Raw genomic sequence first — 25,955 nt, 5'->3', positions numbered from 1 at the left:
CATCCGGACATCCATCATTGTCATCAGGGATGACCTGCAACTGACGCCCTGCAGGACGAGCGGCTGGCGAAAATTGGGGCTCATGTCAGCGGGACGTTCTCCGTGCCCTCCCCGACGGCCCGCATGCCGACGGCGGCGAGAAGGCACGCGGTGGTGACAGCGGCGAGTAGAAGGTGGTAGCCGCCGTGCGGTAGGAGCGTGGCGGCAAACAGGGGTGCGGCTGCTTTGGCGGTGGTCACGGGGGCGGTGAGTCGCCCGGCGATGGTGGCGTAGGCGGTGGTGCCGTAGCGGGCGGCAAGGAGTGCCGGGGTGGCGAGGCTGGCAATACCGAACCCGAGCCCGAAGCCGGTGACGGTGACGATTGCTCCGACGCGGGAACCGGCGGCGAGGGGCATGGCCAAGACGGCGACGGCTTGGATGGTGAAGACCGCGGCCACGATGGTGGTGACCGGCAGTCGGCGTCGGGCGCCGGTGAGGACGAGTCGGCCGGTGACGGACAGGACGCCGAGGAGGCCCGCTGCGGTGGCGGCGAAGGTGGCGGGGCGTCCGCGGCTGATGAGGTAGCCGATCAGGTGGACCCCGATGATGCTGGTGGCTGCGCCGTGGGCGATCAGGGCGGCGGCGAGGATCCAGAATCGAGGGTCGCGCGAGGCGGCGCGCGCCGCGATACGTCGCAGGGTGGGGTCCGGTCGCGGCGCGGGGCTGAGGACCGAGGCGTGCGGGGGTTTCCGGATGGTGAGGGCGTGCAGCGGCACCGTCACGACGCCGTGGACAACGGCGAGTGTGAGGAGCGCGTCGCGCCAGCCGAGGTGCGCGACGAGCAGGCCGGTGAGTGGCATGAAGATGGTGCTGGCGAACCCCGCCACGACGGTGACGGCGAGCAGCGCGGTGGGCCGTCGGTCGGGGGTGAACCAGGAGACGATGACGGCGAAGGCGGGTTCGTAGAGGACCATCGCGCCGGTGATCCCGATGCCGATCATGACGGAGTAGAGCTGTCCGATGGTGTGGACCTGGGACCAGGCGATCAGGAGTGCGGTGGCGGTGATCGAGCCGATGGTCATGAGGCCGCGTCCGCCGTGCCGGTCGAGCCACCTGCCGACGGGGATGGCCATCAGCGCGCCGGTGAGGACGCTGGCCGTGAGGGCGCCGGTGACAGCCGTGGTGGAGGCGTTGAGGCTGGCGGCCATTGGGCCGAGCAGGACCGCGTAGGCGTAGTAGAGGGTGCCGTAGCCGATGGTGGAAGTGATGGCGAGGGCGGCGACGATGCGCCACCCGCGGCGCCCGCCGACCGTGGGCTCGGCGGGCGCCACCGTGGTGGTGGTCATCAGCTGGCGCAGCAGCCGCCGGCCTGGCCGCTGGTCGGGGTGTCGAGGCTGATCAGGTTGAGCGGCGCGGAGAGCAGGCCGCCGGAGATGCCGGTGGCGAGCCCCTTGGCGGCCGGCTCCGGGGTGGGGCCGCAGCAGCTGTCGGTACCGGTGGAGTCGGCGGGGTTGCTGTTGCAGACGCCGGTTTCGGGCAGGTCGAGTTGGACGTCGCGGGCGGCGTCCCAGTCCCCGGCGAGGGCGGCGACGACGGAGCGGACCTGCTCGTAGCCGGTGGCCATGAGGAAGGTGGGCGCGCGGCCGTAGCTCTTCATGCCGACGGCGTAGTAGCCGGACTCGGGGTGGGCGAGTTCGTCGGCGCCGTGCGGGGGCACGGTGCCGCAGGAGTGTTCGTTCGGGTCGATCAGCGGGGCGAGGGCGCGGGTGGCGCCCATGATCGGATCGAGGTCCAGGCGCAGCTCGGCGGCGATGGAGTGGTCGGGGCGGAAGCCGGTGGCGGCGACGATGCGGTCCACGGTGATGGACTCGTCGGTGCCGTCGGCGTGGCGGACGACCACGGCGACGCGGCCGTCGGTCGGGGTGAGCGCGTGCACGGAGAAGCCGGTGAGCAGCCGAATGCGGCCGGCGTCGACGTGGTCACGCAGCCGAGAGCCGAGCGCACCACGGGCGGGTAGGGCGTCGGCGTCGCCGCCGCCGTAGGTGCGGGCCGGGCTGGCTGAGCGGATCGCCCAGGTCACGTCGGTGCCCGGCTCGGCGGCGGCCAGTTCGGCCAGGGAGAGCAGGGTGTTCGCGGCAGAGTGGCCGCCGCCGACGACGAGAGTGTGCCGGCCGGCGAACCGGTCCCGGTCGGCGCCGAGCACGTCGGGCAGGGCGTGATCGAGGAAGGCTGCCGCGTCCTTTTCGCCGCGGGCGGGCAGGCCGGAGGCGCCAAGGACGTTGGGGGTGCCCCAGGTGCCGGAGGCGTCGATGACCGCGCGGGCCAGCAGCTCGTCGCCGTCGGCGAGGCGGATCAGGAACGGTGTCTGTTCGCGGCCGGCGGTGCGCAGCCGGTCCAGGCCGAGGCGGCTGATCGCCTCCACCCGGGCGCCGTAGCGCAGGTGCGGCTTGAGCTGCGGCAGCTCCGCGAGAGGCTGGAGGTACTCGGCGACCAGCTCCGCGCCGGTGGGCAGGGTGTCCTCGGCCGGGGCGACCCAGCCGGCCTCGTCGAGCAGTCGGCGGGCGGCCGGGTCGACGTTGTAGCGCCAGGGGGAGAACACCCGCACGTGCCCCCACTGCCGCACCGCCGCGCCTGCGGTGTCGCTGGACTCCAGCACAAGGAAGGGCAGGCCACGCTCGTGCAGGTGGGCGGCGGCGGCCAGGCCCACCGGACCCGCGCCGATCACCACGACGGGCAGCTCGTCCAGGACGGTCATCGGAAAACTCCTCTGTGTTGAAAATCGTCGAATCAAGAAGGTGCAGGGGTGCTGAGGCATGCGGTGTCGAACGGGTTCAGATGGCGGGGCTGCGGCGCTCGAGCAGCACCACGTCGCGCCACCGGCCGTGGTGCCGGCCGACCCGCTCGCGGACGCCGATGACGCGGAACCCGGCCCGCTGGTGCAGGGCGAGGCTTGCGGTGTTCTCCGGGAAGACGCCGGACTGGATGGTCCAGATGCCGGCGGCGTCGGTGGAGGCGATCAGCGCGTCGAGCAGCAGCCGGGCCACGCCACGCCGTTGGGCGGCGGGGTCGACGTAGACGGAGTGCTCGACCACCCCGGCGTAGACCGCCCGGCTCGACGTCGGCGACACCGCCACCCACCCGACCACGATGTCGTCCGCGTCGACAGCCACGAGGCGGTGATCAGGCAGCTTGCCCTCGTCGAATGCCGCCCAGGTCGGGGCGACGGTCTCGAAGCTGGCGTTCCCACCGTCGAGGCCGGCTTGGTAGATGGCGAGGACACGATCGGCGTCGTCCGAGGTCATCGGGCGGACGGTGATGTCGACCATCAGCAGGCTCCCTTCGGGTTGGGGGCCGGGCGGCCCATGACCACGTCGGCGGCGGAGGGGAAGCAGCCGACGCAGGCGTCGTTGATGCGGTAGTGACGGGCGGTGCCGACCGGCTCGACGAGCACGAACCGCACCTCGGTGAGGATCTTCAGGTGTTGGGAGACGGTGGACTGGGCGAGCCCGACGGCGACGACGATCTCCCCCACGCTCATCGGCCGGGCGTGTCGGGCGAGGTACTCGACGATCTGCACCCGGGTCGGGTCTGCCAGGGCCCGGAACCACGAGGCGTAGGTCTGCGCGGTGTCCCGGTCGAGGAGGTCGCCCACCATCACTCCATCTATCGTTTATCGCCGATTTGCGATGGAAGTGTAGCGGGTGCCGCTGCGGCGAGGTGAGCGGTCGCGACAACGAGGCGGGCGATGGCGCTGAGAGTGGCGGGGTCGACCTTGTCGGGGGTGTCAGCGGGGCTGTGGTAGCCGCCCATGCCGGCACCGATCCCGACTGTGGCGAAACCGGCACCGCCGTAGCGGCGGTTGTCCGACGCCACCGGGCCCGCCGTCAGGGGGATGGCGGTGTGGCGCCCGGCCTGGTCGAGCAGGGCGAGGAGACGGTGGGCAGGGCCGCCGGCCTCCACTGCGGCCGCCCCCTCCAGGCGGCCGGCGCCGTCGACGTTGATGACCAGCGGCGCGACACCTGCGGCGCGGAGTTGACTGGCGTGGTGGGCGGAGCCGAGAGCGCCGACCTCCTCCCCGTCGAGCAGTGCCACGGACAGTCCCGCACCCGCCGGGAGCGCGGTGGCGAGAACGCGGGCGGCTTCGAGGACCACGGCGACGCCGGTGGCGTTGTCCGAGGCGCCGGGCAGGCGGAGCCCAGGGTGGTCGCCAACGCCGTCGTAGTGCGCGGTCAGCAGCAGGTCGGCGCCGGCCGGGACGGGCAGCCGCAGGCGGGCGTGGATGTTGGCGCCGGTGACGTCGTCGCGGCGCAGCGGCGTGGTGCCGGCCAGCCAGCTGGCTGCTGTGGTGGCGGCGGTGAGCACGGCGTGGTGGGTGCCCGGGTCGAGGGTCAGCACCGGCAGTGGCCCCGGGTCCGGGCCGGCGAGCATGGTGAACTGCCAGCCCTCGGCGTCGACCGGGCGGCGGACCAGCAACCCGGCGGCGCCGTTGGTGTCGCGGTAGGCGTCGAACAGGCTCATGTCGGCCGGCACGACCAGCCACCGCCCCGTCGGGTCGTCCTTGCCGGCGACGCCGAGGGTGCCCCGACGGATGTCCGGCGTGTCGGCGGAGGCCGGGTGGATCGCGACCTGCCGTCCGAACACCAACTCGTCGGTGCGGCCCCCATCGCCCCAGGTGACCGTCGGCGCTTCATATACCTGCGGCACGGCGCGGACCGGGAACTCCTCGGTGTGGACGTCGGCGCCAAGGGCGGTGAACTGGTCGACGAGCCAGGCGCGGGCCGCGGCCCCGCCCGTCGAGCCGACCCGCCGGCCGGCTAGTGGGTCGGAGGCGAGGGTGGCGATGGTGGCGGTCATCCGGTCGGCGCTGACCTGCTCGAGCAGGTCTGCGAGGTTGCTTGAGCTGGTCATGAGCAGCAGCCCTGTCCCGTGACGACGGCGTCGGCCTTCGCCTCGGTGCCACAGCACGAGCCAGCCGCCTGGGCGGCCTGCCGGGTCCCGCAGCACAGGTCACCGCTGGCGGTTTCGCCGGCCGGCGGGAGGATGCCGCCGACGGCCTGGGCCGGGCTGCCGCAGCAGGCGCCGGAGCCGGTGATCTGCAGGGCCGCGGCGGGGTCGCCGGTGAAACCGCCGGCGGTGGAGGTGTTCTCGCTCATGTCGGTCATCTCCTCAACGGGGGCTGATCAGCGTGTAGACGGCGGCGCGGGTGGTGTCGTAGCGGTGCTCGGCGCGCTGGGCAGGGGTGGACACCTGGGCGCAGGAGTCGCAGAAGCGGACACCGGGCAGGGATCTGCGCGAGCGGCGGGTGGAGCCGAACATGCTCGTCCTCACTTCCTCGGAACGCCTGTCTTGACGTCCGTCGAATCAGACACTTGCACGCTGATTAGAGAGATGTCAACCTAGAGGAATGTCGAAGCAACAGGCGCCGCTCCCCGTCGTCGATCTGAACGCCGACGCGCCGTGCTGCCCTCCGCTGGCGCAGCGTCGGGTTCCGGCCGAGACGGCCGTGGTGCTCGCGCCCGCATTCAAGGCCCTTGGCGACCCGGTGCGGCTGCAGCTGATGTCGATGATCGCCTCCGCCGAGGACGGGGAGGCGTGCGTGTGCGACCTGACGCCGGCGTTCGACCTGACCGGGCCGACGATCTCGCACCACCTGAAGACGTTGCGCGAGGCGGGCCTGGTCGACGCCGAGCGGCGCGGCACGTGGGTCTACTACCGGGCTCGACCGCAGATCCTGCGCCAGCTCGCCGCGCTGCTGTCGATCGAGCCGGTGGCCGCGGCCAAGGCCTGACCTCGCCCCCCCATCGCCGTCAACCGCCGGCACCATCCGTAGCTCGATCGGCAGGTACGGGCGGCGTCGGACGCTGGGCACTCGAGGCCGTGTGGCGTGCCTGATGCGACGGACGCGGACGCCGGTCCACGCGTGCGGAAGGTTGCCATGACGTGCGCGGCGCCACGTCCGACGCCGCGCACGGTGTTCGAGGCGAAGGATCGCTGGAAGTCCAGCCCCAGGTAGCCCAGGCCGGACGCCCAGACTGGCTCGGCGAGATCCAGGCCCTCACCAGCCCGGCTTGACTCAGCAACTTTACTCAACGATAGTTGACTCAATGAACGCTGAGCGTTTTTCCCTCGACGGGCGGGCCCGCATCCACGCCGCCCTCGGTGACCCGGCACGCCTGGCGATCGTCGACGCGCTCACCTTGGGCGACGCCTCCCCCGGGGAGATCGCCCACACGCTCGACATGCCGACGAACCTGGTCGCCCACCACGTCAAGGTCCTCACCGACGCCGGCCTGGTCATCAAGGGCCGCTCCGAGGGCGACCGACGCCGCACCTACCTTCGGCTCCGCCCCGAGGCGTTGGCCGCTCTCGTCACCCCCCGGCTGGCCGGCGTGGGCCGGGTGGTGTTCGTGTGCACCCACAACTCGGCCCGCTCGCAGCTGGCCGCCGCGCTGTGGAAGCAGCGCGCCCACGGCGACGTCGCCTCCGCCGGCACGAAGCCCGCCACCCGGGTGCACCCCCGCGCGGTGGCCGTGGCCCACCGCCACCACCTCGACCTCGACCCGACCGGCACCGCCCACGTCGTCGATGTCGTCCGTCGCGACGACCTGGTGATCGCCGTCTGTGACAACGCCCATGAGGAACTGACCGGCCCGCTCCGCCCCCGCCTGCACTGGTCGGTCCCGGACCCGGTGCGCGTGGACACCGACGAGGCGTTCGAGGCCGCCTACGCCGACCTGGCCGACCGCGTCGACCGGCTCGCCCCCGCCGTCCTGCCCGGAGGTCCCCGATGACCGACACCACCGCGCACCCCCACCAGGAGATCATCCTCGACCAGCAGGTCGCCCTGCACACCGCCGCGACCCGGCTCAGGGTGGAGTTCCGACGGCAGCTACGGCACCGAGACCATCGAGCGGTTCCTGCGCAGCAGTTACGACCAGTTCGCCACCGCCGCCAGCATCGCGAATTACCTGCCGCTGCTCGCCGAGCGATTCGCCCGCCAGCGGCTACGGGCTCTCGCCCGGGTCGAGGGTCACCACCGCGACGGGCGCCGGCCTCGATGTGGCCGACGTGCGGCCGATCCGCGACGACATCGAGCGCCGGGTCCGTCGCCTGCTCGACGAACTGAACGTCCCCGCCACCCGATAACCAACCGCCCGTCGATCCGCCGACAGCAACATCATGGGAGAGAACAGACTGATGACCATCGCACTTCGGCGGCGCCTGCTGGCCGAGTTCGTCGGCACCGCCCTGCTGGTCACCGCCGTGGTCGGCTCCGGCATCATGGCCGCCACCCTCTCCCCCGGCGACGTGGGCGTGCAGCTGCTGGAGAACTCCATCGCCACGGCGTTCGCTCTCGGCGCGCTGATCCTGATCTTCGGCCCGGTGTCCGGCGCGCACTTCAACCCGGTCGTCTCCGCCGCCGACTGGTTCCTCGGCCGACGCACCGGCACTGGCCTCACCGCCCGGGACCTGGGCGGTTACGTCGTGGCCCAGGTGCTGGGCGCGATCGCCGGGTCCGTGCTGGCGAACCTGATGTTCGACCTCGCCGCCGTCGACCTCTCCGGCAAGGACCGCGCCGCCGGTCACCTCTGGCTGGGTGAAGTTGTCGCCACCACCGGCCTGATCCTGCTGATCTTCGCCCTCGCCCGCTCCGGCCGCGCCGCGGTCGCACCCGCCGCCGTCGGCGCCTACATCGGCGCCGCCTACTGGTTCACCTCATCGACCTCGTTCGCCAACCCGGCCGTCACCATCGGCCGCGCGTTCACCGACACCTTCGCCGGCATCGCCCCCACCTCCGTACCCGGATTCGTCCTCGCGCAGCTCGTCGGCCTCGCCGTCGGTGTCGGCCTGCTCGCCGCCCTCTACCCCGACGCCGGCACCGCCGCCGACCAGGTCGTCGTCCCCACCGACGACGCCGCCGTCAGCCGCCGCTCGTGACAACCCCGCATCCACCGGGCACCAGCGGCGCCCGGGCCGATCCGGGCTTCGTCAACCACCGACAACGGCTCGGCCGCTACCGGACGCTCGACCGCGCCAGCGACCCGATCCACCTGGTCCCCAACCCCGATCACACGCCGGTCAACCGGCCCGCGCACCACATGGAAGGCACCCGATGAGCGACAAGCCCAGCGTCCTGTTCGTCTGCGTCCACAACGCCGGCCGCTCCCAGATGGCCGCCGGCTGGCTGCGCCACCTCGCCGGCGACACCGTCGAGGTCCGCTCCGCCGGCTCCGCCCCCGCCGACACCGTCAACCCCGCCGCCGTCGAGGCCATGCGCGAGGTCGGCATCGACATCACCGACCAGACCCCCAAACTCCTCGAGTACGCCACCGCAGAGTCCTCCGACGTCATCGTCACCATGGGCTGCGGCGACGCCTGCCCCGTCTTCCCCGGCAAGCGCTACGAGGACTGGAAGCTCGAGGACCCCGCCGGCAGGGGCGTCGACGCCGTGCGCCCGATCCGCGATGAGATCCGCACCCGCGTGGAGAAGCTCCTCACCGAGCTGCGCCCCACCGCCTAATGGGAGCTGTCGGGTCAGCCGTTGGCAGACTCGATGCCCGGTAGCCGCGGGCACGTCCGAGCGCTCCGGTGCGGACTTCCGTGAGCTGGTCAGCCGACTGCCGTCCCGGCGGAACGGATCACCGCGTCGAGCCAGCGTAGCTGCCGCCGGACGTGGACGGCCTCCCCGCCCTCGTGGCCGTTGAACGGGTACGTATGCATCTCCCGTAGCGGCGCGACCGACCCGCTGGCGGCGGCGTACTGGTTGTAGGCGGCGAAGCCGGTGCTCGGTGGGCAGACCTCGTCCCGCAGGCCGATCCCGAAGTGCGCCGGGGCGCTGGCCCGCCGGGCGAAGGCGACCCCGTCCACATAGGAGAGCGTGCGCCGGACCGCCTCCTCGGCCTCGCGGTGCACCGCCAGGTACCGGGCGATCTCGCCGTAGGGGGAGGCCTCGGTCAGTTCGATGGCGCGCTGGATGTCGCACAGGAACGGGGCGGTGACCAGGAGCGCGGCGAGGCCGTCGACGAGGCCCGCCGCCGCGAGCGCGAGTCCACCGCCCTGGCTGTTGCCCACCGCGGCGATGCGGGCCGGGTCCACCCCGGGCAGGACGCGGACGGCGTCGATCGCGCGGACCGCGTCGGTGATGAGGCGGCGGTAGTGGTAGTCGTCCGGGGACAGGATCCCCCGCGTGGCGGGGCTGGGCCCGCCGGGTGCGTCGTGCGGGTCCGGGGTGTCGCCGCGGCTGAACAGGCCGGCCTGTCCCCGGTTGTCGACCAGCAGGTGGGCGTAACCGGCCACCGGCCAGGTGAGCCGCTCGCCCGGCAGGCCCCGGCCCCGTCCGTAGCCGGGGTACTCCACCACGGCCGGCAGCGGCGTGGATACGCCCGCCGGACGGGTGTACCAGGCCCGGACCGGTTCGCCGGCGTACCCGGCGAACGTCACGTCCCACACGTCGACCAGCCGCAGGTCGGTGGGTTCGGGACGGATGCCGACGAGCACCGGGGGGGCCGCGGCGGCGGTGAGGGTGGCGCGCCAGAACCGGTCGAAGTCGGCGGGCTCGGCAACGGCCGGTGTGTAGCGGCGGAGCCGGTCGAGGGTGACATCGATCGATGCTCTTGACACGCAGATAACGATACCCATAAATTTCCGAAAGGCTTACGACGTATTACCGGAAAGTTCCGGCCGACGGTCAGGCGGGAGGACGAGCTTGGCAGCCCCGACCCCGCGCAGTCGTCGTACGCCCTGGCGGCGGGCCCTGCGCCGGGACTGGCAGCTCTACTCGCTCGCCGTCCTGCCGCTGCTGTTCTTCCTGACGTTCCGCTACCTTCCGATGCTCGGCAACGTGATCGCGTTCCGGCGCTTCCAGCCGGGCGGCAGCATCTTCGGCGAGTACTGGACCGGCCTGCGGTACTTCCGGTTGTTCTTCACCGACCCCACCTTCTGGAGCGTGTTCACCAACACGCTCGTGCTGGGCGCGCTGACCCTGCTGTTCTGCTTCCCGCTGCCGATCGTGCTGGCGCTGCTGCTCAACGAGGTGCGCAACCGCGCCCTCAAGCGGTTCGTCCAGTCGGTGTCCTACCTGCCGCACTTCCTGTCGATCGTGATCGTGGCCGCCATGGTCCTCCAGTTGCTGTCGGTGGACGGCACGGTGAACCAGCTGGTGCGCGCCGTGGGCGGCGAGCCGGTCCCGTTCATGCAGCAGGCCGGATGGTTCCGGACGATCTACGTCTCCTCCGAGGTCTGGCAGACCGTCGGCTGGGGCACCATCCTCTACCTCGCCGCGCTCACCACAGTCGACGGCGACCTGTACGAGGCGGCCCGTATCGACGGCGCCAACCGGTGGCGGCAGACCTGGCACGTCACGCTGCCGGGCATCCGGCCGACGATGGTGACCCTGCTGATCCTCAACATCGGCACCTTCATGGCCGTCGGTTTCGAGAAGATCCTGCTGCTGTACAACCCGCTCACCTACCCGACGGCGGACGTGATCTCGACCTACCTGTACCGGGTGGGCATCGTCTCCGGGAACCTCAGCTACGCCGCCGCGATCGGCCTGTTCGAGTCCGTGATCGGGCTGACGCTGGTGCTGTCGGCGAACGCGATCTCCCGGCGCACGGTGGGGACGAGCCTGTGGTGAGCACGCAGACCCGTACGCGGGCGCCGGCGACCCGGCCCCGTGGCCCCCGCCCCACCCGGGGCTACCGGCTCTTCCAGGTCGTCAACGCCGTCGTGCTGACCGGAGTCGTGGTGGTGACCCTGTATCCGTTCCTCACCATCGTGGCCCGCTCGCTCAGCGACAACGCGTACATCGTCGCGGGTGAGGTGAACCTGGTGCCGCGGGGGTTCAACCTCACCGCGTACCGCGTGGTGACGTCGGACCCGACCTTCTGGATCAGCTACCGCAACACCGTCTTCTACACGGTGGTCGCCACGCTCATCTCCGTCGTGCTCACCACCTGCTACGCGTACGTGCTGTCGAAGCGGCACCTGCGGGGCCGGACCGCGCTGGTCGGGATCGCCGTGTTCACCATGTTCTTCACCGGCGGCCTGATCCCCAACTACGTCCTGGTCACCAGCCTGGGGCTGAAGAACACCGTGTGGGCGATCGCCCTGCCCAACGCCATAAACGTGTTCAACCTGCTGGTGATGAAGGCGTTCTTCGAGAGCCTGCCGGTCGAGTTGGAGGAGGCCGCCGCCGTCGACGGGCTGAACACGTACGGCACGCTGCTGCGGATCGTCCTGCCGCTGTCGAAGGCGATGGTCGCCACGATGGTGCTGTTCTACGCGGTCTCGTTCTGGAACTCCTGGTTCGCCGCGTTCCTTTACCTGGACCGTCAGGACCTGCTCCCGGTGACCGTCTACCTGCGCAACCTCATCGCGGGCGCGACCGACGCCACGCAGACCGGCGGCGGCCTCGGCAGCGCCGGCGACGTCGTCCAGTCCGCCGCCACCATCCAGTCCGTGACGATCGTGCTGACGATCCTGCCGATCCTCGCGGTCTATCCCTTCATCCAGCGGTACTTCGTCTCCGGGATCATGCTCGGCGCCGTGAAGGGATAGCCGCCCCCGCACCGCCCCCACCACCGGAAGGAAGAATCCATGGCCAAGCTGTCCCGGCGCCAGGTGCTGCTCGCCACCGGCGCGGCCGCCGTCGTCTCCCTGGCGGGTTGCGGCGACGACACCCCGGACAAGAAGGACCTCGACCGCAACCGTGCGGGCGCGATGGAGAAGTACGGCGTCGGGGACCAGTTCAAGGCCACCGAGCCGGTCACGTTCTCGATCCTCTACAACAACCACCCGAACTACCCGCTCAAGCCGGAGTGGCTGTTCTGGACCGAGCTGGCCGGGCGGACGAACGTCAAGCTGGACCCGGTCGCCGTGCCGCTGAGCGACTACGAGCAGAAGCGCAGCGTGCTGGTCGGATCCGGCGACGCTCCGCTGATCATCCCGAAGACCTACCACCCGCAGGAGAACTCGTACGTCTCGTCCGGCGCCATCCTTCCGGTCAGCGACTACCTCGACCTGATGCCGCACTTCAAGGACAAGATCGAGCGGTGGAACCTCAAGCCGGAGATGGACACGCTCCGGCAGGAGGACGGGAAGTTCTACCTGCTGCCCGGCCTGCACGAGAAGCCCTGGCAGGACTACACGCTCGCGGTCCGCACCGACGTGCTGGAGCAGTTGAAGATCCCGTCCCCGACCACCTGGGACGAGGTGTACGCCATGCTCAAGGCGATGAAGGCGGCCCACCCGGACGTCATCCCGTTCTCCGACCGGTTCGGCAAGCCCAACCCGGCCGGCAACCTGCTGAACATGCTCGCCCTGGCGCACGGCCTGCCCGGCGCCGGCTGGAACTACCAGCCGACGAGCTGGGACGCCGGGGCCGGGAAGTACGTCTTCACCGGCGCCTCGGACGGCTACCGGCAGGTGGTGGAGTATCTCCACAAGCTGGTCGCCGAGGGGTTGCTCGACCCGGAGACGTTCACCCAGACCGACGACCAGGCCCGGCAGAAGCTCGCCAGCGGCAAGTCGTTCGTGATCAGCACGAACGCGCAGACCCTGGTGAACGACTACCGCCCGGACATCGCGAAGATCAACCCAAACGCCCGGCTCGGCAAGATTCTCTTCCCGGTCGGGCCGGCCGGCCCGGTCAACCCGGCGAGCCGGCTGGAGAACGGCGTGATGATCTCCAGCAAGGCCCGGGAGGGCAAGAACTTCGTGGCCATGATGCAGTTCGTCGACTGGCTCTGGTATTCCGACGCCGGCCAGGAGTTCGCCAAGTGGGGCGTCGAGGGAACCACGTACACCAAGGACGCCTCGGGCAAGCGCACCCTCGCCCCCGACGTCAACGTCATCGGGCTCAACCCCAAGGGCAGCAAGCATCTGCAGAAGGACTTCGGCTTCTACAACGGCGTCTTCGCCTACGGCGGCAAGCTCGACCTGGTGCAGTCGTTCTTCTCGCCCGAGGAGCTGGAGTTCCAGCAGGAGATGAACGCCCGCAAGCCCGCACCCTGGGTGACTCCGCCACCCGCGCCGCTCAGCGACGCCGAGCGCGAGCAGACGACGCTGTGGGCGACCGCGCTGCAGGACCACGTCACCCAGAACACGCTGAAGTTCGCCCTCGGCCAGCGGCCGCTGAGCGAGTGGGACGCGTACGTCTCGGAGCTGAAGGGCAAGAACGCGCAGGCCTACACCGACCTGGTCAACAAGGCGTACGAGCGGTACCGCAAGAGCCACGGCTGAGCGGCGATGCGCGGCACCGTTCCCGAGCAGCCCGTCGGCCGGCTGACCGACGCCTGGCGTACCTGCGTCGGCACCGGCCGGTTCGACCTGGCCCTGCGACGCGACTATCAGGACTCGCTGGCGCTGGTGCAGCGGGACATCGGCTTCCGGCACATCCGCGGGCACGGGCTGCTCAGCGACGGCGTCGGCGTGCACCGCCCCTACGAACACCGGGGCGAGCGCCGGGTGCGGCACGTCTTCACCTACGTCGACCAGGTCGTCGACGCCTATCTCGCCGCGGGCATCCGGCCCTTCGTGGAGCTGGGGTTCATGCCCTCGGCGCTCGCCTCCGGCGACCAGACGGTGTTCTGGTGGCGGGGCAACGTGACGCCGCCCCGGTCGTACACCGAATGGGGTGACCTGGTGCGCGCCACGGTGGCCCACCTGGTCGACCGGTACGGCCTCGACGAGGTACGCGGCTGGCCCATCGAGGTGTGGAACGAGCCCAACCTGACGGCGTTCTGGTCCGGCGCCGACCAGGACGCCTACCACCGCCTGTACGAGGTGTCGGCGCACGCCGTCAAGGACGTCGACGCGGCGCTCCAGGTCGGCGGTCCGGCCCTCTCCCCCGGCGCCGACGAGTGGCTGAAGCCGTTCGCCGAGTTCGTCACCGACCGCGACGTGCCTGTCGACTTCGTCAGCCGGCACGCATACACCTCCGGCCCGGCCCGGCACCTGCCGTTCGGCACCCGGCAGACCCTCGCTCCGGCCGCGGAACTGCTGGAGCAGTTCGCCGCGCCCCGCCGGCACCTGGCCGGCACCGCGCTGGCCGGCCACCCGGTGCACATCACCGAGTTCAACTCCTCCTACCGGCCGGACAACCCGATCCACGACACGGCCTTCCACGCCGCCTACCTCGCTCCGGTGCTGGCCGGCGGCGGGGACCTGGTCGACTCCTTCTCCTACTGGACCTTCAGCGACGTGTTCGAGGAGGAGGGGGTGCCCACCGCGCCGCTGCACGGCGGCTTCGGCCTGCTCACCCACCGGCAGATCAAGAAACCCACCTACCACCTGTACGCGTTCATGGCCCGGCTCGGCGACGAGGTGCTCGCGCGCGGACCGGACCACCTCGTCACCCGGCACCCCGACGGCCGGGTCGCGGTGCTGGCCTGGGCCCCTGTCGACGTCACCGGCCGGGAACCGGCACCCGAGCGGCACACCCTGTCGCTGTCGGTTCCGATCGGCCCGCCGGGCACCACGTCGGCGTTCCTGCTCCGCTCGTCGGTGAGCGAGGACGCCGGCAACGTCTGGGCGGCCTGGCGGGAGATGGGCAGCCCGCACTCGCCCCGGCCCCGGCAGCTCGACGCGATGCGGGAGGCCGCCGAGCCGGCCCGTACCCACCGCGCCCTGCCGGTCGCGGCCGGGCGGGCCGACCTCGACCTCGTCCTCACCCGGCACGAGGTGACCCTCGCCGAGCTGACCCCGGTGGTGGACGAGACCCCGCCATGGTGGGACGACAGCCTGCTCGACCCGCCCGGGGACCGACGGTGAGCCGCGCGGCCGGCGGGCTGCGGGAGTTCGGCGACGGACCGTTGGCACGCGCCGCCGCGAGGGTCCACACCCTGCTCGTGGTCGAACTGCTGCTCCTGGTGAGCGTGCTGCCCGGCCTGGCCGTGCTCGTGCTGCTCGACCGCGACAGCAGCAACCTCCCGCTGGTCGCGGTCGCCGCGCTGCCGGTCGGCCCGGCGGTCTCGGCCGCCCTGTACACGCTGCGGCACCAACGCCCCGACCTGACCGATCTCCGGCCCGCCGCCACGTTCCTCCGGGCCTACCGGGCCAACCTGCCGGGCGTGCTGCGCGTCTGGGCGCCGACGCTGCTGTGGCTGGTGGTCATCGCGGTCAACCTGGCGAACCTGCCCGCCGCCGCCGTCCCCGGCTGGTGGGCCGTGCCGCTGGTCGTGGTCGGGGCGGGGGTGATCCTGGTCGGGCTCAACGCGCTGGTGATCGTCTCCCTGTTCACCTTCCGCACCCGCGACGTGCTCCGGCTCGCCGTCTACTACGTGGCGCGCAAGCCCGGCGTCACGTTCGGCAACGTCGTGCTGCTGGCCGCCGTCGCCGGTGTCACCGCGGTGTTCTCCGAGGCGGTGCTCGCCCTGCTGGCCGCGCTCCTGGCGCTGGCGCTGCTGCGGATCGGCGACCCGATGATCGACGACATCCGGGCGGAGTTCACCACATGAGCGTTCCGGTCACCGGCCGGGCGTCGGCCGACGCCGGCGAGTCGGCATGGCACTCCGCCTGGCTGCCGCCCGCGGCGTTCCGCGAACTCGGCTCCCGCGCGGTACTGGTGCACGGCGACGGGCCCGTGGTCGGCACCGTCTTCGACGAGGTGAGCCGGGCCTGCGCCCGGTACGGCGGACAGCTCCGGCACGGTCCACCGTGGCCGGTCGACGCCGACCTGGTGCTGGCCCTGCGCGGGGTCGGCCCGGTGCCGAACGCGTCAGCGGAGGCGGCCCTGCTCGGTGCGACACCGGCGGCGAACGGCACGGGCGACCCATCCCTCGGCGACGAGGGGTACCTGCTGGCGCGGGTGAACGGCGTGACGGTGGTCCTGGCCGACGCGCCGGCCGGCCTGCTGTACGGGTTGTTCCACGTGGTCCGGCTCGGCGCGGCGGCCTTCGACGACAACCTTCCGGCGCGTCGGTACCGGCCGACGCTGCACCGGCGGATGCTCGACCACTGGGACAACGTGGCCGTACACCCGGTCTCTGGCCAGGTCGAGCGGGGCTACGCCGGCGGCTCCCTGTTCTGGCGCGACGGTGCCGCCCGGCACGAGCCCGCCCGGCTCCGGGACTACGGACGCCTGCTCGCCGCCTGCGGCGTCAACGCGATCGCCGTGAACAACGTCAACGTGCACGACACCGAGGCACGACTGCTGACCGACCGGCTCGGCGACGTCGCGGAGATCGCCGAGGGGCTCCGCCCGTACGGCATCCGGGTGCATCTGTCGGTGACCTTCGCCGCCCCGGTGGTCCTCGGCGGCCTGCCCACCGCCGACCCGCTGGACGAGCGGGTACGGGCCTGGTGGGCCGCCGCCACCCGGCGGGTCTACCAGCGGATCCCCGACTTCGGCGGCTACCTGGTGAAGGCCGACTCCGAGGGCCGGCCCGGCCCGTTCGCATACGGGCGCGACCACGCCGACGGCGCGAACCTGCTCGCCGAGGCGCTCGCCCCCCACGGAGGCGTGGTGCACTGGCGGGCGTTCGTCTACGACCACCGCCAGGACTGGCGGGACCGGTCGACCGACCGGGCCCGGGCCGCCCACGACCACTTCGCACCCCTCGACGGGCGATTCAGCGACAACGTGATCCTCCAGGTGAAGTTCGGTCCGATGGACTTTCAGCCACGCGAACCGGTGTCCCCGGTGCTCGCCGCGATGCCGGCCACCCGGCTGGCGGTGGAGTTGCAGGCGACGCAGGAGTACACCGGCCAGCAGCAGCACGTCTGCTACCTCGGACCGTGGTGGAGCGAGGTGCTGCGGTTCCAGCCCTGGGGCGCGGCCGGCGGCACGATCACCGACGTCGCGGCCGGCCGGGCAGGCACCGGTGGCGGCCTGGTCGCCGTGGCCAACGTAGGCGACGACCCGTTCTGGACCGGGCACCCGCTGGCCCAGGCCAACCTGTACGCCTTCGGCCGGCTCGCCTGGGACCCGCTGCTGGATCCCGGCGCGATCCTCGACGAGTGGATCGACCTGACGTGGCTGCCGGTGACCACCGGTGATCCGGAGGCGGTGCGTCGGACGATGCACGCGATCATGGACGACTCCTGGCGCACCTACGAGCGCTACACCGCCCCGCTCGGCGTCGGCTTCATGGTGCGGCCCGGCCATCACTACGGCCCGGACGTGGACGGCTACGAGTACACCCCGTGGGGCACGTACCACTTCGCCGACCGCGACGGCGTCGGAGTGGACCGGACCCGGGCGACCGGGACCGGCTTCACCGGCCAATACCCGCCGCCGTGGTCGGAGGTGTACGAGTCACGCGAGCGCTGCCCCGACGAACTGCTGTTGTTCTTCCATCACGTCCCCTACCGGCACGTGCTGCACAGTGGCCGCACCGTGATCCAGCACATCTACGACACGCACTTCGCCGGGGTCGAGGAGGTGGCGGCGATGCGGGAGCGGTGGCGGCTCGTCGCCGGGGCGATCGATCCGGCCGTCCACGAGCGGGTCGCCGAGCGCCTCGACGAGCAGCTCCGCAGCGCCGTCGAGTGGCGGGACCAGATCAACACCTACTTCTTCCGCAAGTCCGGGGTGCCGGACGCCCACGGTCGCCGCATCCACTGAACCGGCGCGCTCACCAGGGGTGCACGGTGCCGTCCGCCAGCCGGTTCACCGGCAGGTAGGCCGGTGCGTACGGATAGCGGGCCGCGGCCTGTTCGTCGATGTCCACCCCGAGCCCCGGGGTCTCGGCCGGATGCAGGTAGCCGCCGTCGAAGCGGTAGCCGTGCGGAAACACCTCATCGGTCGCCTCCGTGTGCCGCATGTACTCCTGCAGGCCGAAGTTGGGGATGGCGAGGTCCAGGTGCAGCGCGGCGGCCATGCAGACCGGTGAGAGGTCGGTGGCGCCGTGCGAACCGCTGCGGACGTGGTGCAACGCGGCGAGGTCGAAGATGCGTCGCAGGTGGGTGATCCCGCCGGCGTGGACCACAGTGGTGCGGACGTAGTCGATGAGTTGTTCCCGGATGAGCTGGGCGGCGTCCCAGATGCTGCTGAAGACCTCGCCGACGGCGATCGGCGTGGTGGTGTGCCGGCGGATGAGCCGGAACGCCTCCGGCAGATCCGCCGGGACGGGATCCTCCATCCAGGTCAACGCGTACGGCTCCAGGCTCTTGCCGAGCCGCGCCGCCTCGATCGGGGTGAGCCGGTGGTGGACGTCGTGCAGCAGGCGCAGGGTGGGGCCGAACTCCTCGCGGACCCGGGCGAACACGCTCGGCACGTGGGCCAGGTAGGCCTCCGTCGACCAGGTCGTCTCGGTCGGCAGCGCGGCGTCGGCGGGTTCGTAGAACATCTTGTCGGCGCTGACGCCGTACGTCCGGGGCAGGCCGGGCACGCCGCACTGCACCCGCACAGCGCGGTAGCCGAGGTCGACGAAGCGGGCGACCTCCGTCAGCACCTCGTCGACGGTTTCGCCGTTGGCATGGCCGTACACGGTCACGCCCTCGCGGGACCGGCCACCGAGCAACTGGTAGACCGGCAGCCCGGCGACCTTGCCCTTGATGTCCCACAGTGCGGTGTCCACGGCGGCGATGGCGCTCATCGTGACCGGCCCGCGCCGCCAGTACGACCCCTGGTAGAGGTACTGCCAGGTGTCCTCGATCCGGGCCGGGTCCCGCCCGATCAGCAGCGGTACGACGTGGTCGCTCAGATAGGACGCGACGGACAGTTCCCGGCCGTTGAGAGTGGCGTCGCCGACGCCGGTGACCCCCTCGTCGGTGACGACCTTCAGAGTGACGAAGTTCCGGCCGGGACATGACACGATGACCCGGGCATCGACGATTCTCATCGGGTCTCCCCTGCGGTCGGCGCGTTCGTCACCACAGAATTATCCACCATCATTGATCGATGGGGGTGCCGGTGAGGGCCGGGGCGGTCACGCTCAGTACCCCCGAGAAGTTCCGCCGCCAGGCCGCGCGGCATCCACCAGATGTAGCCGGCTCTCCGCTGCGGGGCGACGCCGCGCTGAGGCTCGCCGCTGGGGGCGGTGCGGCCGCCAACGGGTCAAGCGGCTCATCCGCGACGCCGGCCTGCAGGGCGTCACCGACGCCGTCGCAAGGGCTGTGCCGTGCGGGACCGCCCGACCCAGGCGCCGCTGCGGCACCTCGCGGCGGCTACCGGTGGCGCTTCGCGAAGCGGGCGTGGACCTGAGCGGCGGGCGGCCTTCGCCCGGTCCAGGACGGACCACCTCGCCGTAGGTCGCGGCGGCGATGCCCGGCGATCAGCGCAAAGTGGTGCCGCGCTGGGCCACGACGATCGCATCGTGCCTGCGCACCAAGGCGTCCACGTTCGCCGACCGGCTTGCCGCCGATGGTGTAGGCCTGCGGCCAGGGCGGTGGGGTGAACGCCCGCCTGCGGTGGCGGACCTTCCGCGCCGGGGCGACGACCCGAACGGGCACGGGTACGCCGAGCAGCGGGTCGAAGCCGACCAGGGCCAGGATGCCCCGGTCGAGGAAGTCGCACCCCGGGTGCCGCACCGGCTCCTCAAGGCGGTCTCGGGCGGTCGCGGGGTGGCCCGCGAGTCCGCGGATGACGACGGTGTGGTTGCTGCTCACGCGACCGGTCCTCATTTCGAACGTGCCAGGGGTCTACCGCAGGCCCATGGCGGCGACGTGCTGCTCGGCAGCGTTCGCTGCGGGAAGGCGCGCCCTGTCCCGGGCATAGACCCCTCCGGCGCGGACCAGGAACTCCGCCTCCACCAGGTAGCGCCGCACACTCACATGGTCGACGGATGAGCCTTCGCACCAGCGCCGCAGCCGGTCGTCGACCTCACGCTCGCAGTAGGCGGCGTCGGCGTCGAACGAGACCTCGGTGAGGTGCTCGAGCAACGCCCGTCGCTTCGACTGCCCAGCGGGCATCGACACGAGCCGACCGTCGCGGACGAAGGGTCGCAGAGGCCGCGGCAGGTCGGCCTCCGTCACGACGGCGCCGTCGTCGGCCACCACGGCCCGCAGCTTCTCGTACGCCGGACGCAGCCCGGCACCATCGGACTCGACCAGCCCCGCCTCCTGCAACCGACGCCCCGCCACGGCCGCCTCACGCGGCGACAGTCCGGTGGCCTCGGCGATGTCCGCGGTCGACCGGGCGCCCAGCACGACGGCGGCAAAAGCCCGCAGGCGGCGGGGATCGGCGATCGACCGAAGGATCACGTCGGCACTCATGAACGGGACGCTAACGGTTTCGGATCAAGCCGTCACCCGCTTATCGCCGGCCGCCCGGAGGGCACCGCGCGGCTGAGGGACTGGCAACCCGGCATCTGGCTATCCGCATAGCGGTAGCCAGGGCATCATGGACAACGAGTAGAACTCCGGGGTGACGATAACCGGACATCCATGGCTGTCATCAAATACGACCTGAAACTGGCGCCCCGGTAGGGAGCGACAACCGGCTGGCGATGCCGTTGGGATTCGGTTCGTGTGCCAGGACGGTAGATCTCACGAGCTCGCTTCAGCCATGCCTAATCGATTGAGTCGCTTCGATACACCAGACGTCCAACTGCTCGGATACCTGCGCGCACAGCCCTTCGTCGTCGGTGAGGACTGCGGCTTCCCTGAGCAGGTCACGGGAGCGGGCAGAGGCGTTGGCTGAGCCAATGACAGCGTAGGTCGCGCCGCCCTCGAACTATCTATATGTGGACGCCTGCAAGTGGGCCGCACGCGACCGGCGGCACGGGCTACCAGCCCCGTAGCGCGACGTCGCGTCCCGGCCACCGCCGGCGTAGCCGCCGGTCGTGGCTGGCGACGACGACCGCCCCGGGTCCGGTGCCAAGCGCCTCCTCCAGCTCGTCGCGAAGCAGCGGGGACAGGTGGTTGGTCGGCTTCGAGGGCCGTGACATCGGCCTTCACGGCGCCGGCCACGCCGAGGTGACGCGGCGAGCGGCGTCGGGGCACACCACGTCGGACCGCAAGCCGCCATCGCCACTGAGGGCGGCTGGCGCGGGCGATGTCGGCAGCGGTGCCGGCTCCGGTACCGCGACCGCAGCGAGGTAGGTACGAGTGCCTTGACGAACTACTCGCCGGGTTGGCGGGACGCGGGCGGCCGGCGTGACCATCTCCCCGGCGTGCCGCTACCGGAGCGGCGAGCAGCCACAGCCGCGGGTCGGCGACGCCTGGCGACTCGGCTACGAGACGGGCAGACCGGCGAGCGCGTGAGGGCGGAGAGCGCCTGCGGCCGCGGCACAGGGTTGAGCTGGTCTCCGGTCGTGGTGTCGACTTGTGGCCCTGGCCTGGAAGAAGAACCTCCGCGTGCCGGCCGGGTCGGTTGGGAAGGTATCGACCAGCCGCCTGGCTGTGTCGTTCCCCCTCCGGGTGGGCGAGAGTGGCAAAACGTCCCCATTGGCGAGTGGTGAACGATGGCTACCCGAGACACCGGTCCCACGTCGATCATTGCCCCAGATTGACATGAGTCATTCTCACCTCCGGGTGGAGCGCCCGGGCGCGGAGGGGAGCCGTCGGCACCGGCAGCCGGGCGTACCGTTCGGCCCGGCTCCGCGTCCCCGGAGGATCGCCATGCCCAGACCCGTACTCCGTGCCCGGCTCGCGGCGTTCAGCGCCGCCGCCCTGACCGCGAGCGTCCTGACGGTCACCCCGCCGTCACCGGCGCTGGCCGCCACCACGTTCACCGCCAACGACTACTGCCTCGGCCAGTGCGCCGACATCCTGCCGCCCGGGCAGAACGGCAACGCCACCCTCGCCGGCATCCTGGCCCACCAGGCGCTCGGCACCCGGCCGGCGCACTCCAGCGACCAGCTCGACGAGTACGCGAACCTGGTCTACAACTACGCCGGGCTGACCGACGAGCAGATCGCCCAGTTCTACAACGACTCCTCGTTCGGCGTGCCCGCCGCCCAGGTGGAGAGCACCGTCTCGCCACGGGCGGACGTCACCATCGTGCGGGACAGGACCACCGGCGTCCCGCACGTCACCGGCACCACCCGCGCCGGCACCATGTTCGGCGCCGGCTACGCCGGGGCCCAGGACCGGCTCTGGGTGATGGACCTACTGCGGCATGTCGGACGCGGAAACGTCAGCTCGTTCGCCGGGGGCGCGCCCGGCAACCGGGAGTTGGAGCAGAGCGTCTGGGCCAACTCGCCCTACACGGAGGCGGACCTCCAGGCCCAGGTGGACGCGCTGCGCACCAAGGGTGCCCGGGGTCAGCAGCTCTACACCGACGTGGTGGACTACATCGCCGGCATCAACGCCTACATCGACAAGTCCATCGCCGACGACAACTACCCCGGCGAGTACGTGCTCGCCGGCGCCGGCAAGCCGAAGCACTTCACCATGACCGACCTGATCGCCACCGCCGGCGTGATCGGCGGCCTCTTCGGCGGCGGTGGCGGCAGCGAGATCCAGTCCGCGCTGGTCCGGGTCGCCGCCCGGGCGAAGTACGGCGCCACCGAGGGCGACTTGGTCTGGGCGGCGTTCCGCTCCCAGAACGATCCGGAGACCGTGCTCACCCTGCACGATGGGCAGAGCTTCCCGTACGGTGCCACGCCGCCCGGGGCGACCAGCGCGGTGCTCCCCGACGCCGGCAGCGTGACGGCCGAGCCCCTTGCCTACGACGCCACCGGCGGGGCCACCGCCCGCACCGGGACCAGCGCCGCCACCAAGGAGTTGCTCGGCGGCCTGACCAACCTGCGCGCGCACGGCATGTCCAACGCGGTCGTGGTCTCCGGCCGGCACACCACCACCGGCAACCCGGTCGCCGTGTTCGGCCCGCAGACCGGCTACTTCGCCCCGCAACTGCTGATGCTCCAGGAGTTGCAGGGTCCGGGGATCAGCGCCCGTGGCGCGGCGTTCGCCGGGCTGAACCTCTACGTCCTGCTCGGCCGTGGCCAGGACTACGCGTGGAGCGCCACGTCGGCCTCCCAGGACCTCACCGACACGTACGCGGTGCCGCTGTGCACCACCGACGGCAGCGCGCCGACGCTGCGCACCAACAGCTACCTCTACCACGGGCAGTGCCTGGCCATGGAGGTGCTGGAGCGGCGCAACTCCTGGTCGCCGACGCTGGCCGACTCCACCCCGGCCGGCTCCTACACGCTGCGCGCGCTGCGCACGAAGTACGGGCTGGTCGCGTACCGGGGGCTGGTGAACGGGCAGCCGACCGCGTTCACGAAGCTGCGCTCCACCTACCGGCACGAGGCCGACTCGGCGATCGGCTTCCAGGCCTTCAACGATCCGTCGGCGATGGGCAGCGCGGCGGCATTCCAGGCCGCCGCGGCCAGCGTCGGCTACGCGTTCAACTGGTTCTACGTCAACTCGACCGAGGCGGCGTACTACAACTCCGGCGCGAACCCGGCCCGCTCGTCGGTCACCGACCCGAACCTGCCGGCGAAGGCCGAGCCGGCGTACGAGTGGGTCGGCTGGAACCCGGACACCAACGACGCCACCTACGCTCCGGCCTCGGCGCACCCGCAGTCGGTGAACCAGGACTACTACGTCAGCTGGAACAACAAGCAGGCGCGGGACTTCGGCGCGGCCGACGGCAACTTCAGCTTCGGCTCCGTACACCGGGGTCAGCTGCTCGACGGCCCGGTGCGCGCCGCGATCGCCCAGCGCAAGCTCGGCCGCGCCGACGTCGTCAAGATCATGGCGGATGCGGCGGTGACCGACCTGCGCGGTCAGCAGGTACTTCCCGACCTGCTGCGGGTGCTCGACGGCGCGGCGGTCACCGACCCGGCGCTGGTCGACGCGATCGGCAAGCTGCGGGCCTGGCAGCAGGCCGGCGCGCGGCGGGTGGAGACCGCGCCCGGCTCGAAGGTCTACCAGCACGCCGACGCCATCCGGATCTTTGACGCCTGGTGGCCGCTGCTGGCCTCGGCGGAGTTCCGCCCCGGTCTCGGGCCGGACCTCTACGCCGCGCTGGTCGACGCCATCGAGGTCAACGAAGCCCCGTCGGGCGGCCAGAACGGCGGGCGTGACGGCGCGGTGAGCTGGGCTCCGCAGGGGCAGGCGCACAAGGGTTCGTCGTTCCAGTACGGCTGGTGGGGCTACGTCGACAAGGACCTGCGCACCGTGCTCGGCGACCCGGTGGCCGGCGGGCTCGGCCGGGCGTACTGCGGCAACGGCAACCTCACGGCGTGCCGGACGGCGCTGCTCGGCGCGCTCGGCCAGGCCGCCGCGGCGCCGGCCAGCACGGTCTACCCGGGCGACAAGTCGTGCGGCGCGGGTGACCAGTGGTGCGCCGACTCGATCGCCCAGTCCGGCCTCGGCGGGATCACCCACCCGTTGATCGCCTGGCAGAACCGCCCCACCTACCAGCAGGTGGTCTCGTTCCCGGCGCGCCGGGGCGACGACGTCACCAACCTGGCCCAGGGTCGCCCGGCCAGCGCGTCGAGCACCCAGTTCCTGACCAGCTACACCCCGGACAAGGCGGTCGACGGCAGCCTGTCCAGCCGGTGGGCCAGCAGCTACAACGACAACCAGTGGCTGCGGGTGGACCTCGGCACGGCCCGCACCGTGAGCCGGGCGGTGCTGCGCTGGGAATCCGCGTACGCCACCGCGTACCGGATCGAGGTCTCCGGCGACGGCAACTCCTGGACGCCGGTGTTCGCCACCGCCACCGGCAACGGCGGCGTCGACAACGCCACCTTCGCCCCGGTCACCGCCCGTTACGTCCGGATGTACGGGGTCAAGCGCGCCTCGTCGTACGGGTTCTCGCTCTACGAGTTCGAGCTCTACGGAAGGTGACCTCGCCCGCGGGCCGGCGGGACCATCCGCCGCGCCCGCGGGCCGGGGACCGCCGGTCATTCAGCCCGCCGACACCGCACGCGAGTACGGCTCAACGCACTCCGCCCGGGCTCGGGGCGGCCGCCACCACGATGGTCACGGGCGTGCCGAGCTCGGCGGTGCGGGAAACGGTGCAGAGCCGGGTCGTGCGACTGCCGCAGCGACCGGGGCAGCAGCCCGTGGCTGCGCATGAGCCGCTCGACGCGTTTGCGGCCGCACCGCACCCCGGCGGCAGAGGTCTACCGCGCCCTCGGGTTGCACCTGTGCTACACCCCGGAAACACAAACGGTGCGGGCAAGTGTTGACCTTGCCGCGCACCGTTGGGATTCAGTTCGTGTCCGAGGGGGGACTTGAACCCCCACGCCCTATACGGGCACTAGCACCTCAAGCTAGCGCGTCTGCCATTCCGCCACCCGGACCTGCTCGTCCAGCCTACCCTGCCGGCCTCGGTGCTCTCGCACCCGTCGACCGGCCCCGGTGGGCCGCACTGCGGCAATACTTTACACGCCGGAGATGGATCATGCACATCGCCGTACCCGCACCCCGCATGGAGATCGTTTCCGCAGCTCATCGCCGTATCGGCATCGACGCTCGTGCACCAGCAAGGCACGGGACGTCAGGGCGGGTGGCGCCCGGACCGGGACTACCGGCAGCATTGTCAGGGTGTCCCATCCCTCCCCCCTCGCCGCCGCCCAGCACCAGGCCCTCGCCCTGCGCTCCGGAGGTGATCTCGGCAGCGCCCGTCGCCTGCTCACCGACGCCGTGACGGCGGCCCGGCCGAGCTACGGCGAGGACCACCGGGACGTGCTGGGCAGCACCCATCTGCTGGCCCGGCTGCACCGCGAGGCCGGGGACCCGGCCGCCGCCCGGCGCGTGCTGGAGGAGGCGTACGCCGCCGCGGAGCGCCGCTGGCCCGCCACCGACCCGCTGATGCTGGCGATCTCGTTCGAGCTGGCCTCGGTGGCCGAGGAACTGGGCAACCGGCACGAGGCGCGCCGGAACTACTCGCGGGTGGCCAGTGCCGGGCCGGCGGTGCTCGGCGCCGAGCACCCGGCGGTGCAGGCCGCCCAGCGGTACCTCGGCGGCCCGCCGGCCGCACCCCAGCCGGCGGCGCCGCAACCGCCGCACACCGCCCTGTCCGGCCCGACCGTGCAGCTGGCGAACGTGCCCGGCCCACGCCCGCAGCCCGGGCCGCTCCCGCCGCCACCATCGATCCCTGCCGCACCGGTCGCCGCGCCGCAGCAGCC

The 25,955-nt window shown here is 71.7% G+C and carries 25 protein-coding genes, 1 tRNA gene and 1 pseudogene; 14 read left to right on the top strand and 13 right to left on the bottom strand.

From position 1 onward, the window contains the following. Positions 1-80: 80 nt before the first annotated feature. From K7640_RS27050 to K7640_RS27020, 7 genes are all read right to left on the bottom strand, one after another. Complete coding sequence (locus K7640_RS27050) at positions 81-1,325, bottom strand: MFS transporter (protein WP_222957754.1); 1,245 nt, start codon at positions 1,323-1,325, stop codon at positions 81-83. Next, entirely contained in the window at positions 1,325-2,734 is a 1,410-nt protein-coding gene (locus tag K7640_RS27045; RefSeq protein ID WP_222957753.1) for an FAD-dependent oxidoreductase, read from the bottom strand. The genes K7640_RS27050 and K7640_RS27045 overlap by 1 nt, the downstream gene beginning before the upstream one ends. Before the next feature lie 76 nt (positions 2,735-2,810). After that, on the bottom strand, positions 2,811-3,305 hold the full coding sequence (locus K7640_RS27040) for a GNAT family N-acetyltransferase (protein ID WP_222957752.1): 495 nt from the start codon (positions 3,303-3,305) through the stop codon (positions 2,811-2,813). Next, a complete protein-coding gene (locus tag K7640_RS27035) occupies positions 3,305-3,634 on the bottom strand; it encodes a helix-turn-helix transcriptional regulator (RefSeq protein ID WP_222957751.1) in 330 nt (109 codons plus the stop codon). Before K7640_RS27035 ends, K7640_RS27040 begins: the two co-directional genes overlap by 1 nt. 8 nt (positions 3,635-3,642) lie before the next feature. Beyond that, positions 3,643-4,887 carry a M28 family metallopeptidase gene (locus K7640_RS27030; protein WP_222957750.1) on the bottom strand — a complete coding sequence of 415 codons (1,245 nt, stop codon included), beginning with the start codon at positions 4,885-4,887 and terminating at the stop codon, positions 3,643-3,645. Continuing rightward, positions 4,884-5,132, bottom strand: a complete 249-nt coding sequence (locus K7640_RS27025) for a hypothetical protein (protein ID WP_222957749.1) — start codon at positions 5,130-5,132, stop codon at positions 4,884-4,886. Before K7640_RS27025 ends, K7640_RS27030 begins: the two co-directional genes overlap by 4 nt. A 13-nt stretch (positions 5,133-5,145) precedes the next feature. Beyond that, positions 5,146-5,295, bottom strand: a complete 150-nt coding sequence (locus K7640_RS27020) for a hypothetical protein (RefSeq protein ID WP_222957748.1) — start codon at positions 5,293-5,295, stop codon at positions 5,146-5,148. 88 nt (positions 5,296-5,383) lie between these two features. Between K7640_RS27020 and K7640_RS27015 the strand changes: the two genes are divergently transcribed. The 6 genes and pseudogenes from K7640_RS27015 to K7640_RS26995 all read left to right on the top strand — a co-directional run bounded on the left by K7640_RS27015 (position 5,384) and on the right by K7640_RS26995 (position 8,500). Next, entirely contained in the window at positions 5,384-5,767 is a 384-nt protein-coding gene (locus K7640_RS27015; protein ID WP_222957747.1) for a helix-turn-helix transcriptional regulator, read from the top strand. A 316-nt stretch (positions 5,768-6,083) separates the two neighbouring features. After that, positions 6,084-6,770: a helix-turn-helix domain-containing protein gene (locus K7640_RS27010; RefSeq protein WP_222957746.1), complete on the top strand. Its 687-nt coding sequence runs from the start codon at positions 6,084-6,086 to the stop codon at positions 6,768-6,770. Positions 6,771-6,884: 114 nt separating this feature from the next. Next, positions 6,885-6,938 (top strand): annotated as a pseudogene (locus tag K7640_RS31035) (hypothetical protein); the annotation flags it as partial. A gap of 238 nt (positions 6,939-7,176) precedes the next feature. After that, complete coding sequence (locus K7640_RS27005) at positions 7,177-7,917, top strand: MIP/aquaporin family protein (protein ID WP_222957745.1); 741 nt, start codon at positions 7,177-7,179, stop codon at positions 7,915-7,917. Next, complete coding sequence (locus K7640_RS27000; protein WP_222957744.1) at positions 7,914-8,096, top strand: hypothetical protein; 183 nt, start codon at positions 7,914-7,916, stop codon at positions 8,094-8,096. The genes K7640_RS27005 and K7640_RS27000 overlap by 4 nt, the downstream gene beginning before the upstream one ends. Continuing rightward, a complete protein-coding gene (locus K7640_RS26995) occupies positions 8,093-8,500 on the top strand; it encodes an arsenate reductase ArsC (protein WP_222957743.1) in 408 nt (135 codons plus the stop codon). Before K7640_RS27000 ends, K7640_RS26995 begins: the two co-directional genes overlap by 4 nt. A gap of 89 nt (positions 8,501-8,589) precedes the next feature. Here the strand turns inward: K7640_RS26995 and K7640_RS26990 are convergent, their stop codons facing one another. Beyond that, a complete protein-coding gene (locus K7640_RS26990) occupies positions 8,590-9,618 on the bottom strand; it encodes an acetylxylan esterase (protein WP_222957742.1) in 1,029 nt (342 codons plus the stop codon). Positions 9,619-9,685: 67 nt separating this feature from the next. Here K7640_RS26990 and K7640_RS26985 point away from each other — a divergent pair, with 67 nt between their 5' ends. The 6 genes from K7640_RS26985 to K7640_RS26960 are packed head-to-tail and all read left to right on the top strand — an operon-like array spanning position 9,686 to position 17,545. Next, positions 9,686-10,615 carry a sugar ABC transporter permease gene (locus tag K7640_RS26985; RefSeq protein WP_222957741.1) on the top strand — a complete coding sequence of 310 codons (930 nt, stop codon included), beginning with the start codon at positions 9,686-9,688 and terminating at the stop codon, positions 10,613-10,615. Next, entirely contained in the window at positions 10,612-11,538 is a 927-nt protein-coding gene (locus K7640_RS26980) for a carbohydrate ABC transporter permease (protein ID WP_308042764.1), read from the top strand. The genes K7640_RS26985 and K7640_RS26980 overlap by 4 nt, the downstream gene beginning before the upstream one ends. Positions 11,539-11,577: 39 nt before the next feature. Further along, entirely contained in the window at positions 11,578-13,221 is a 1,644-nt protein-coding gene (locus K7640_RS26975) for an extracellular solute-binding protein (protein WP_222957739.1), read from the top strand. A 6-nt stretch (positions 13,222-13,227) separates the two neighbouring features. Further along, positions 13,228-14,751, top strand: coding sequence for a xylan 1,4-beta-xylosidase (locus K7640_RS26970; RefSeq protein ID WP_222957738.1), 1,524 nt, complete (start codon positions 13,228-13,230; stop codon positions 14,749-14,751). Beyond that, positions 14,748-15,437, top strand: coding sequence for a DUF624 domain-containing protein (locus K7640_RS26965; RefSeq protein ID WP_222957737.1), 690 nt, complete (start codon positions 14,748-14,750; stop codon positions 15,435-15,437). The genes K7640_RS26970 and K7640_RS26965 overlap by 4 nt, the downstream gene beginning before the upstream one ends. Further along, positions 15,434-17,545, top strand: a complete 2,112-nt coding sequence (locus K7640_RS26960; protein WP_222957736.1) for an alpha-glucuronidase — start codon at positions 15,434-15,436, stop codon at positions 17,543-17,545. Before K7640_RS26965 ends, K7640_RS26960 begins: the two co-directional genes overlap by 4 nt. Positions 17,546-17,555: 10 nt before the next feature. Here the strand turns inward: K7640_RS26960 and manD are convergent, their stop codons facing one another. The 4 genes from manD to K7640_RS26940 all read right to left on the bottom strand — a co-directional run bounded on the left by manD (position 17,556) and on the right by K7640_RS26940 (position 20,810). After that, positions 17,556-18,764 (bottom strand): D-mannonate dehydratase ManD, encoded by a 1,209-nt coding sequence (manD, locus tag K7640_RS26955; protein ID WP_222957735.1) that lies wholly within the window; start codon positions 18,762-18,764, stop codon positions 17,556-17,558. Positions 18,765-19,089: 325 nt separating this feature from the next. Then, positions 19,090-19,530, bottom strand: coding sequence for a hypothetical protein (locus tag K7640_RS26950; RefSeq protein ID WP_222957734.1), 441 nt, complete (start codon positions 19,528-19,530; stop codon positions 19,090-19,092). Between the two features lie 33 nt (positions 19,531-19,563). Further along, a complete protein-coding gene (locus tag K7640_RS30440; RefSeq protein ID WP_255610038.1) occupies positions 19,564-20,136 on the bottom strand; it encodes a DUF2087 domain-containing protein in 573 nt (190 codons plus the stop codon). 512 nt (positions 20,137-20,648) lie between these two features. Next, a complete protein-coding gene (locus tag K7640_RS26940) occupies positions 20,649-20,810 on the bottom strand; it encodes a hypothetical protein (RefSeq protein ID WP_222957733.1) in 162 nt (53 codons plus the stop codon). A 673-nt stretch (positions 20,811-21,483) separates the two neighbouring features. Here K7640_RS26940 and K7640_RS26935 point away from each other — a divergent pair. After that, positions 21,484-24,669, top strand: coding sequence for a penicillin acylase family protein (locus K7640_RS26935; protein ID WP_222957732.1), 3,186 nt, complete (start codon positions 21,484-21,486; stop codon positions 24,667-24,669). Positions 24,670-25,043: 374 nt separating this feature from the next. Here the strand turns inward: K7640_RS26935 and K7640_RS26925 are convergent. Then, positions 25,044-25,127: transfer RNA gene (locus K7640_RS26925), tRNA-Leu, on the bottom strand. 244 nt (positions 25,128-25,371) lie between these two features. Between K7640_RS26925 and K7640_RS26920 the strand changes: the two genes are divergently transcribed. Then, positions 25,372-25,955: tetratricopeptide repeat protein (locus tag K7640_RS26920; protein ID WP_222957731.1), on the top strand; the 584-nt coding region annotated here is incomplete at its 3' end.

It is taken from the genome of Micromonospora sp. PLK6-60 (genome assembly GCF_019890675.1).
Lineage (GTDB): Bacteria > Actinomycetota > Actinomycetes > Mycobacteriales > Micromonosporaceae > Micromonospora.
This window is presented reverse-complemented; position numbering and strand designations above follow the sequence as displayed.

Coding starts and splice junctions, on each gene's coding strand:
- K7640_RS26940 (WP_222957733.1), bottom strand. CDS start 20,810: ATGTCACGGCCCTCGAAGCCGACCAACCACCTGTCCCCGCTGCTTCGC.
- manD (WP_222957735.1), bottom strand. CDS start 18,764: ATGAGAATCGTCGATGCCCGGGTCATCGTGTCATGTCCCGGCCGGAAC.
- K7640_RS27015 (WP_222957747.1), top strand. CDS start 5,384: ATGTCGAAGCAACAGGCGCCGCTCCCCGTCGTCGATCTGAACGCCGAC.
- K7640_RS30440 (WP_255610038.1), bottom strand. CDS start 20,136: ATGAGTGCCGACGTGATCCTTCGGTCGATCGCCGATCCCCGCCGCCTG.
- K7640_RS26975 (WP_222957739.1), top strand. CDS start 11,578: ATGGCCAAGCTGTCCCGGCGCCAGGTGCTGCTCGCCACCGGCGCGGCC.
- K7640_RS27040 (WP_222957752.1), bottom strand. CDS start 3,305: ATGGTCGACATCACCGTCCGCCCGATGACCTCGGACGACGCCGATCGT.
- K7640_RS26970 (WP_222957738.1), top strand. CDS start 13,228: ATGCGCGGCACCGTTCCCGAGCAGCCCGTCGGCCGGCTGACCGACGCC.
- K7640_RS27005 (WP_222957745.1), top strand. CDS start 7,177: ATGACCATCGCACTTCGGCGGCGCCTGCTGGCCGAGTTCGTCGGCACC.
- K7640_RS27035 (WP_222957751.1), bottom strand. CDS start 3,634: ATGGTGGGCGACCTCCTCGACCGGGACACCGCGCAGACCTACGCCTCG.
- K7640_RS26995 (WP_222957743.1), top strand. CDS start 8,093: ATGAGCGACAAGCCCAGCGTCCTGTTCGTCTGCGTCCACAACGCCGGC.
- K7640_RS27030 (WP_222957750.1), bottom strand. CDS start 4,887: ATGACCAGCTCAAGCAACCTCGCAGACCTGCTCGAGCAGGTCAGCGCC.
- K7640_RS27050 (WP_222957754.1), bottom strand. CDS start 1,325: ATGACCACCACCACGGTGGCGCCCGCCGAGCCCACGGTCGGCGGGCGC.
- K7640_RS26960 (WP_222957736.1), top strand. CDS start 15,434: ATGAGCGTTCCGGTCACCGGCCGGGCGTCGGCCGACGCCGGCGAGTCG.
- K7640_RS27025 (WP_222957749.1), bottom strand. CDS start 5,132: ATGAGCGAGAACACCTCCACCGCCGGCGGTTTCACCGGCGACCCCGCC.
- K7640_RS27010 (WP_222957746.1), top strand. CDS start 6,084: ATGAACGCTGAGCGTTTTTCCCTCGACGGGCGGGCCCGCATCCACGCC.
- K7640_RS26990 (WP_222957742.1), bottom strand. CDS start 9,618: ATGGGTATCGTTATCTGCGTGTCAAGAGCATCGATCGATGTCACCCTC.
- K7640_RS27045 (WP_222957753.1), bottom strand. CDS start 2,734: ATGACCGTCCTGGACGAGCTGCCCGTCGTGGTGATCGGCGCGGGTCCG.
- K7640_RS26935 (WP_222957732.1), top strand. CDS start 21,484: ATGCCCAGACCCGTACTCCGTGCCCGGCTCGCGGCGTTCAGCGCCGCC.
- K7640_RS27020 (WP_222957748.1), bottom strand. CDS start 5,295: ATGTTCGGCTCCACCCGCCGCTCGCGCAGATCCCTGCCCGGTGTCCGC.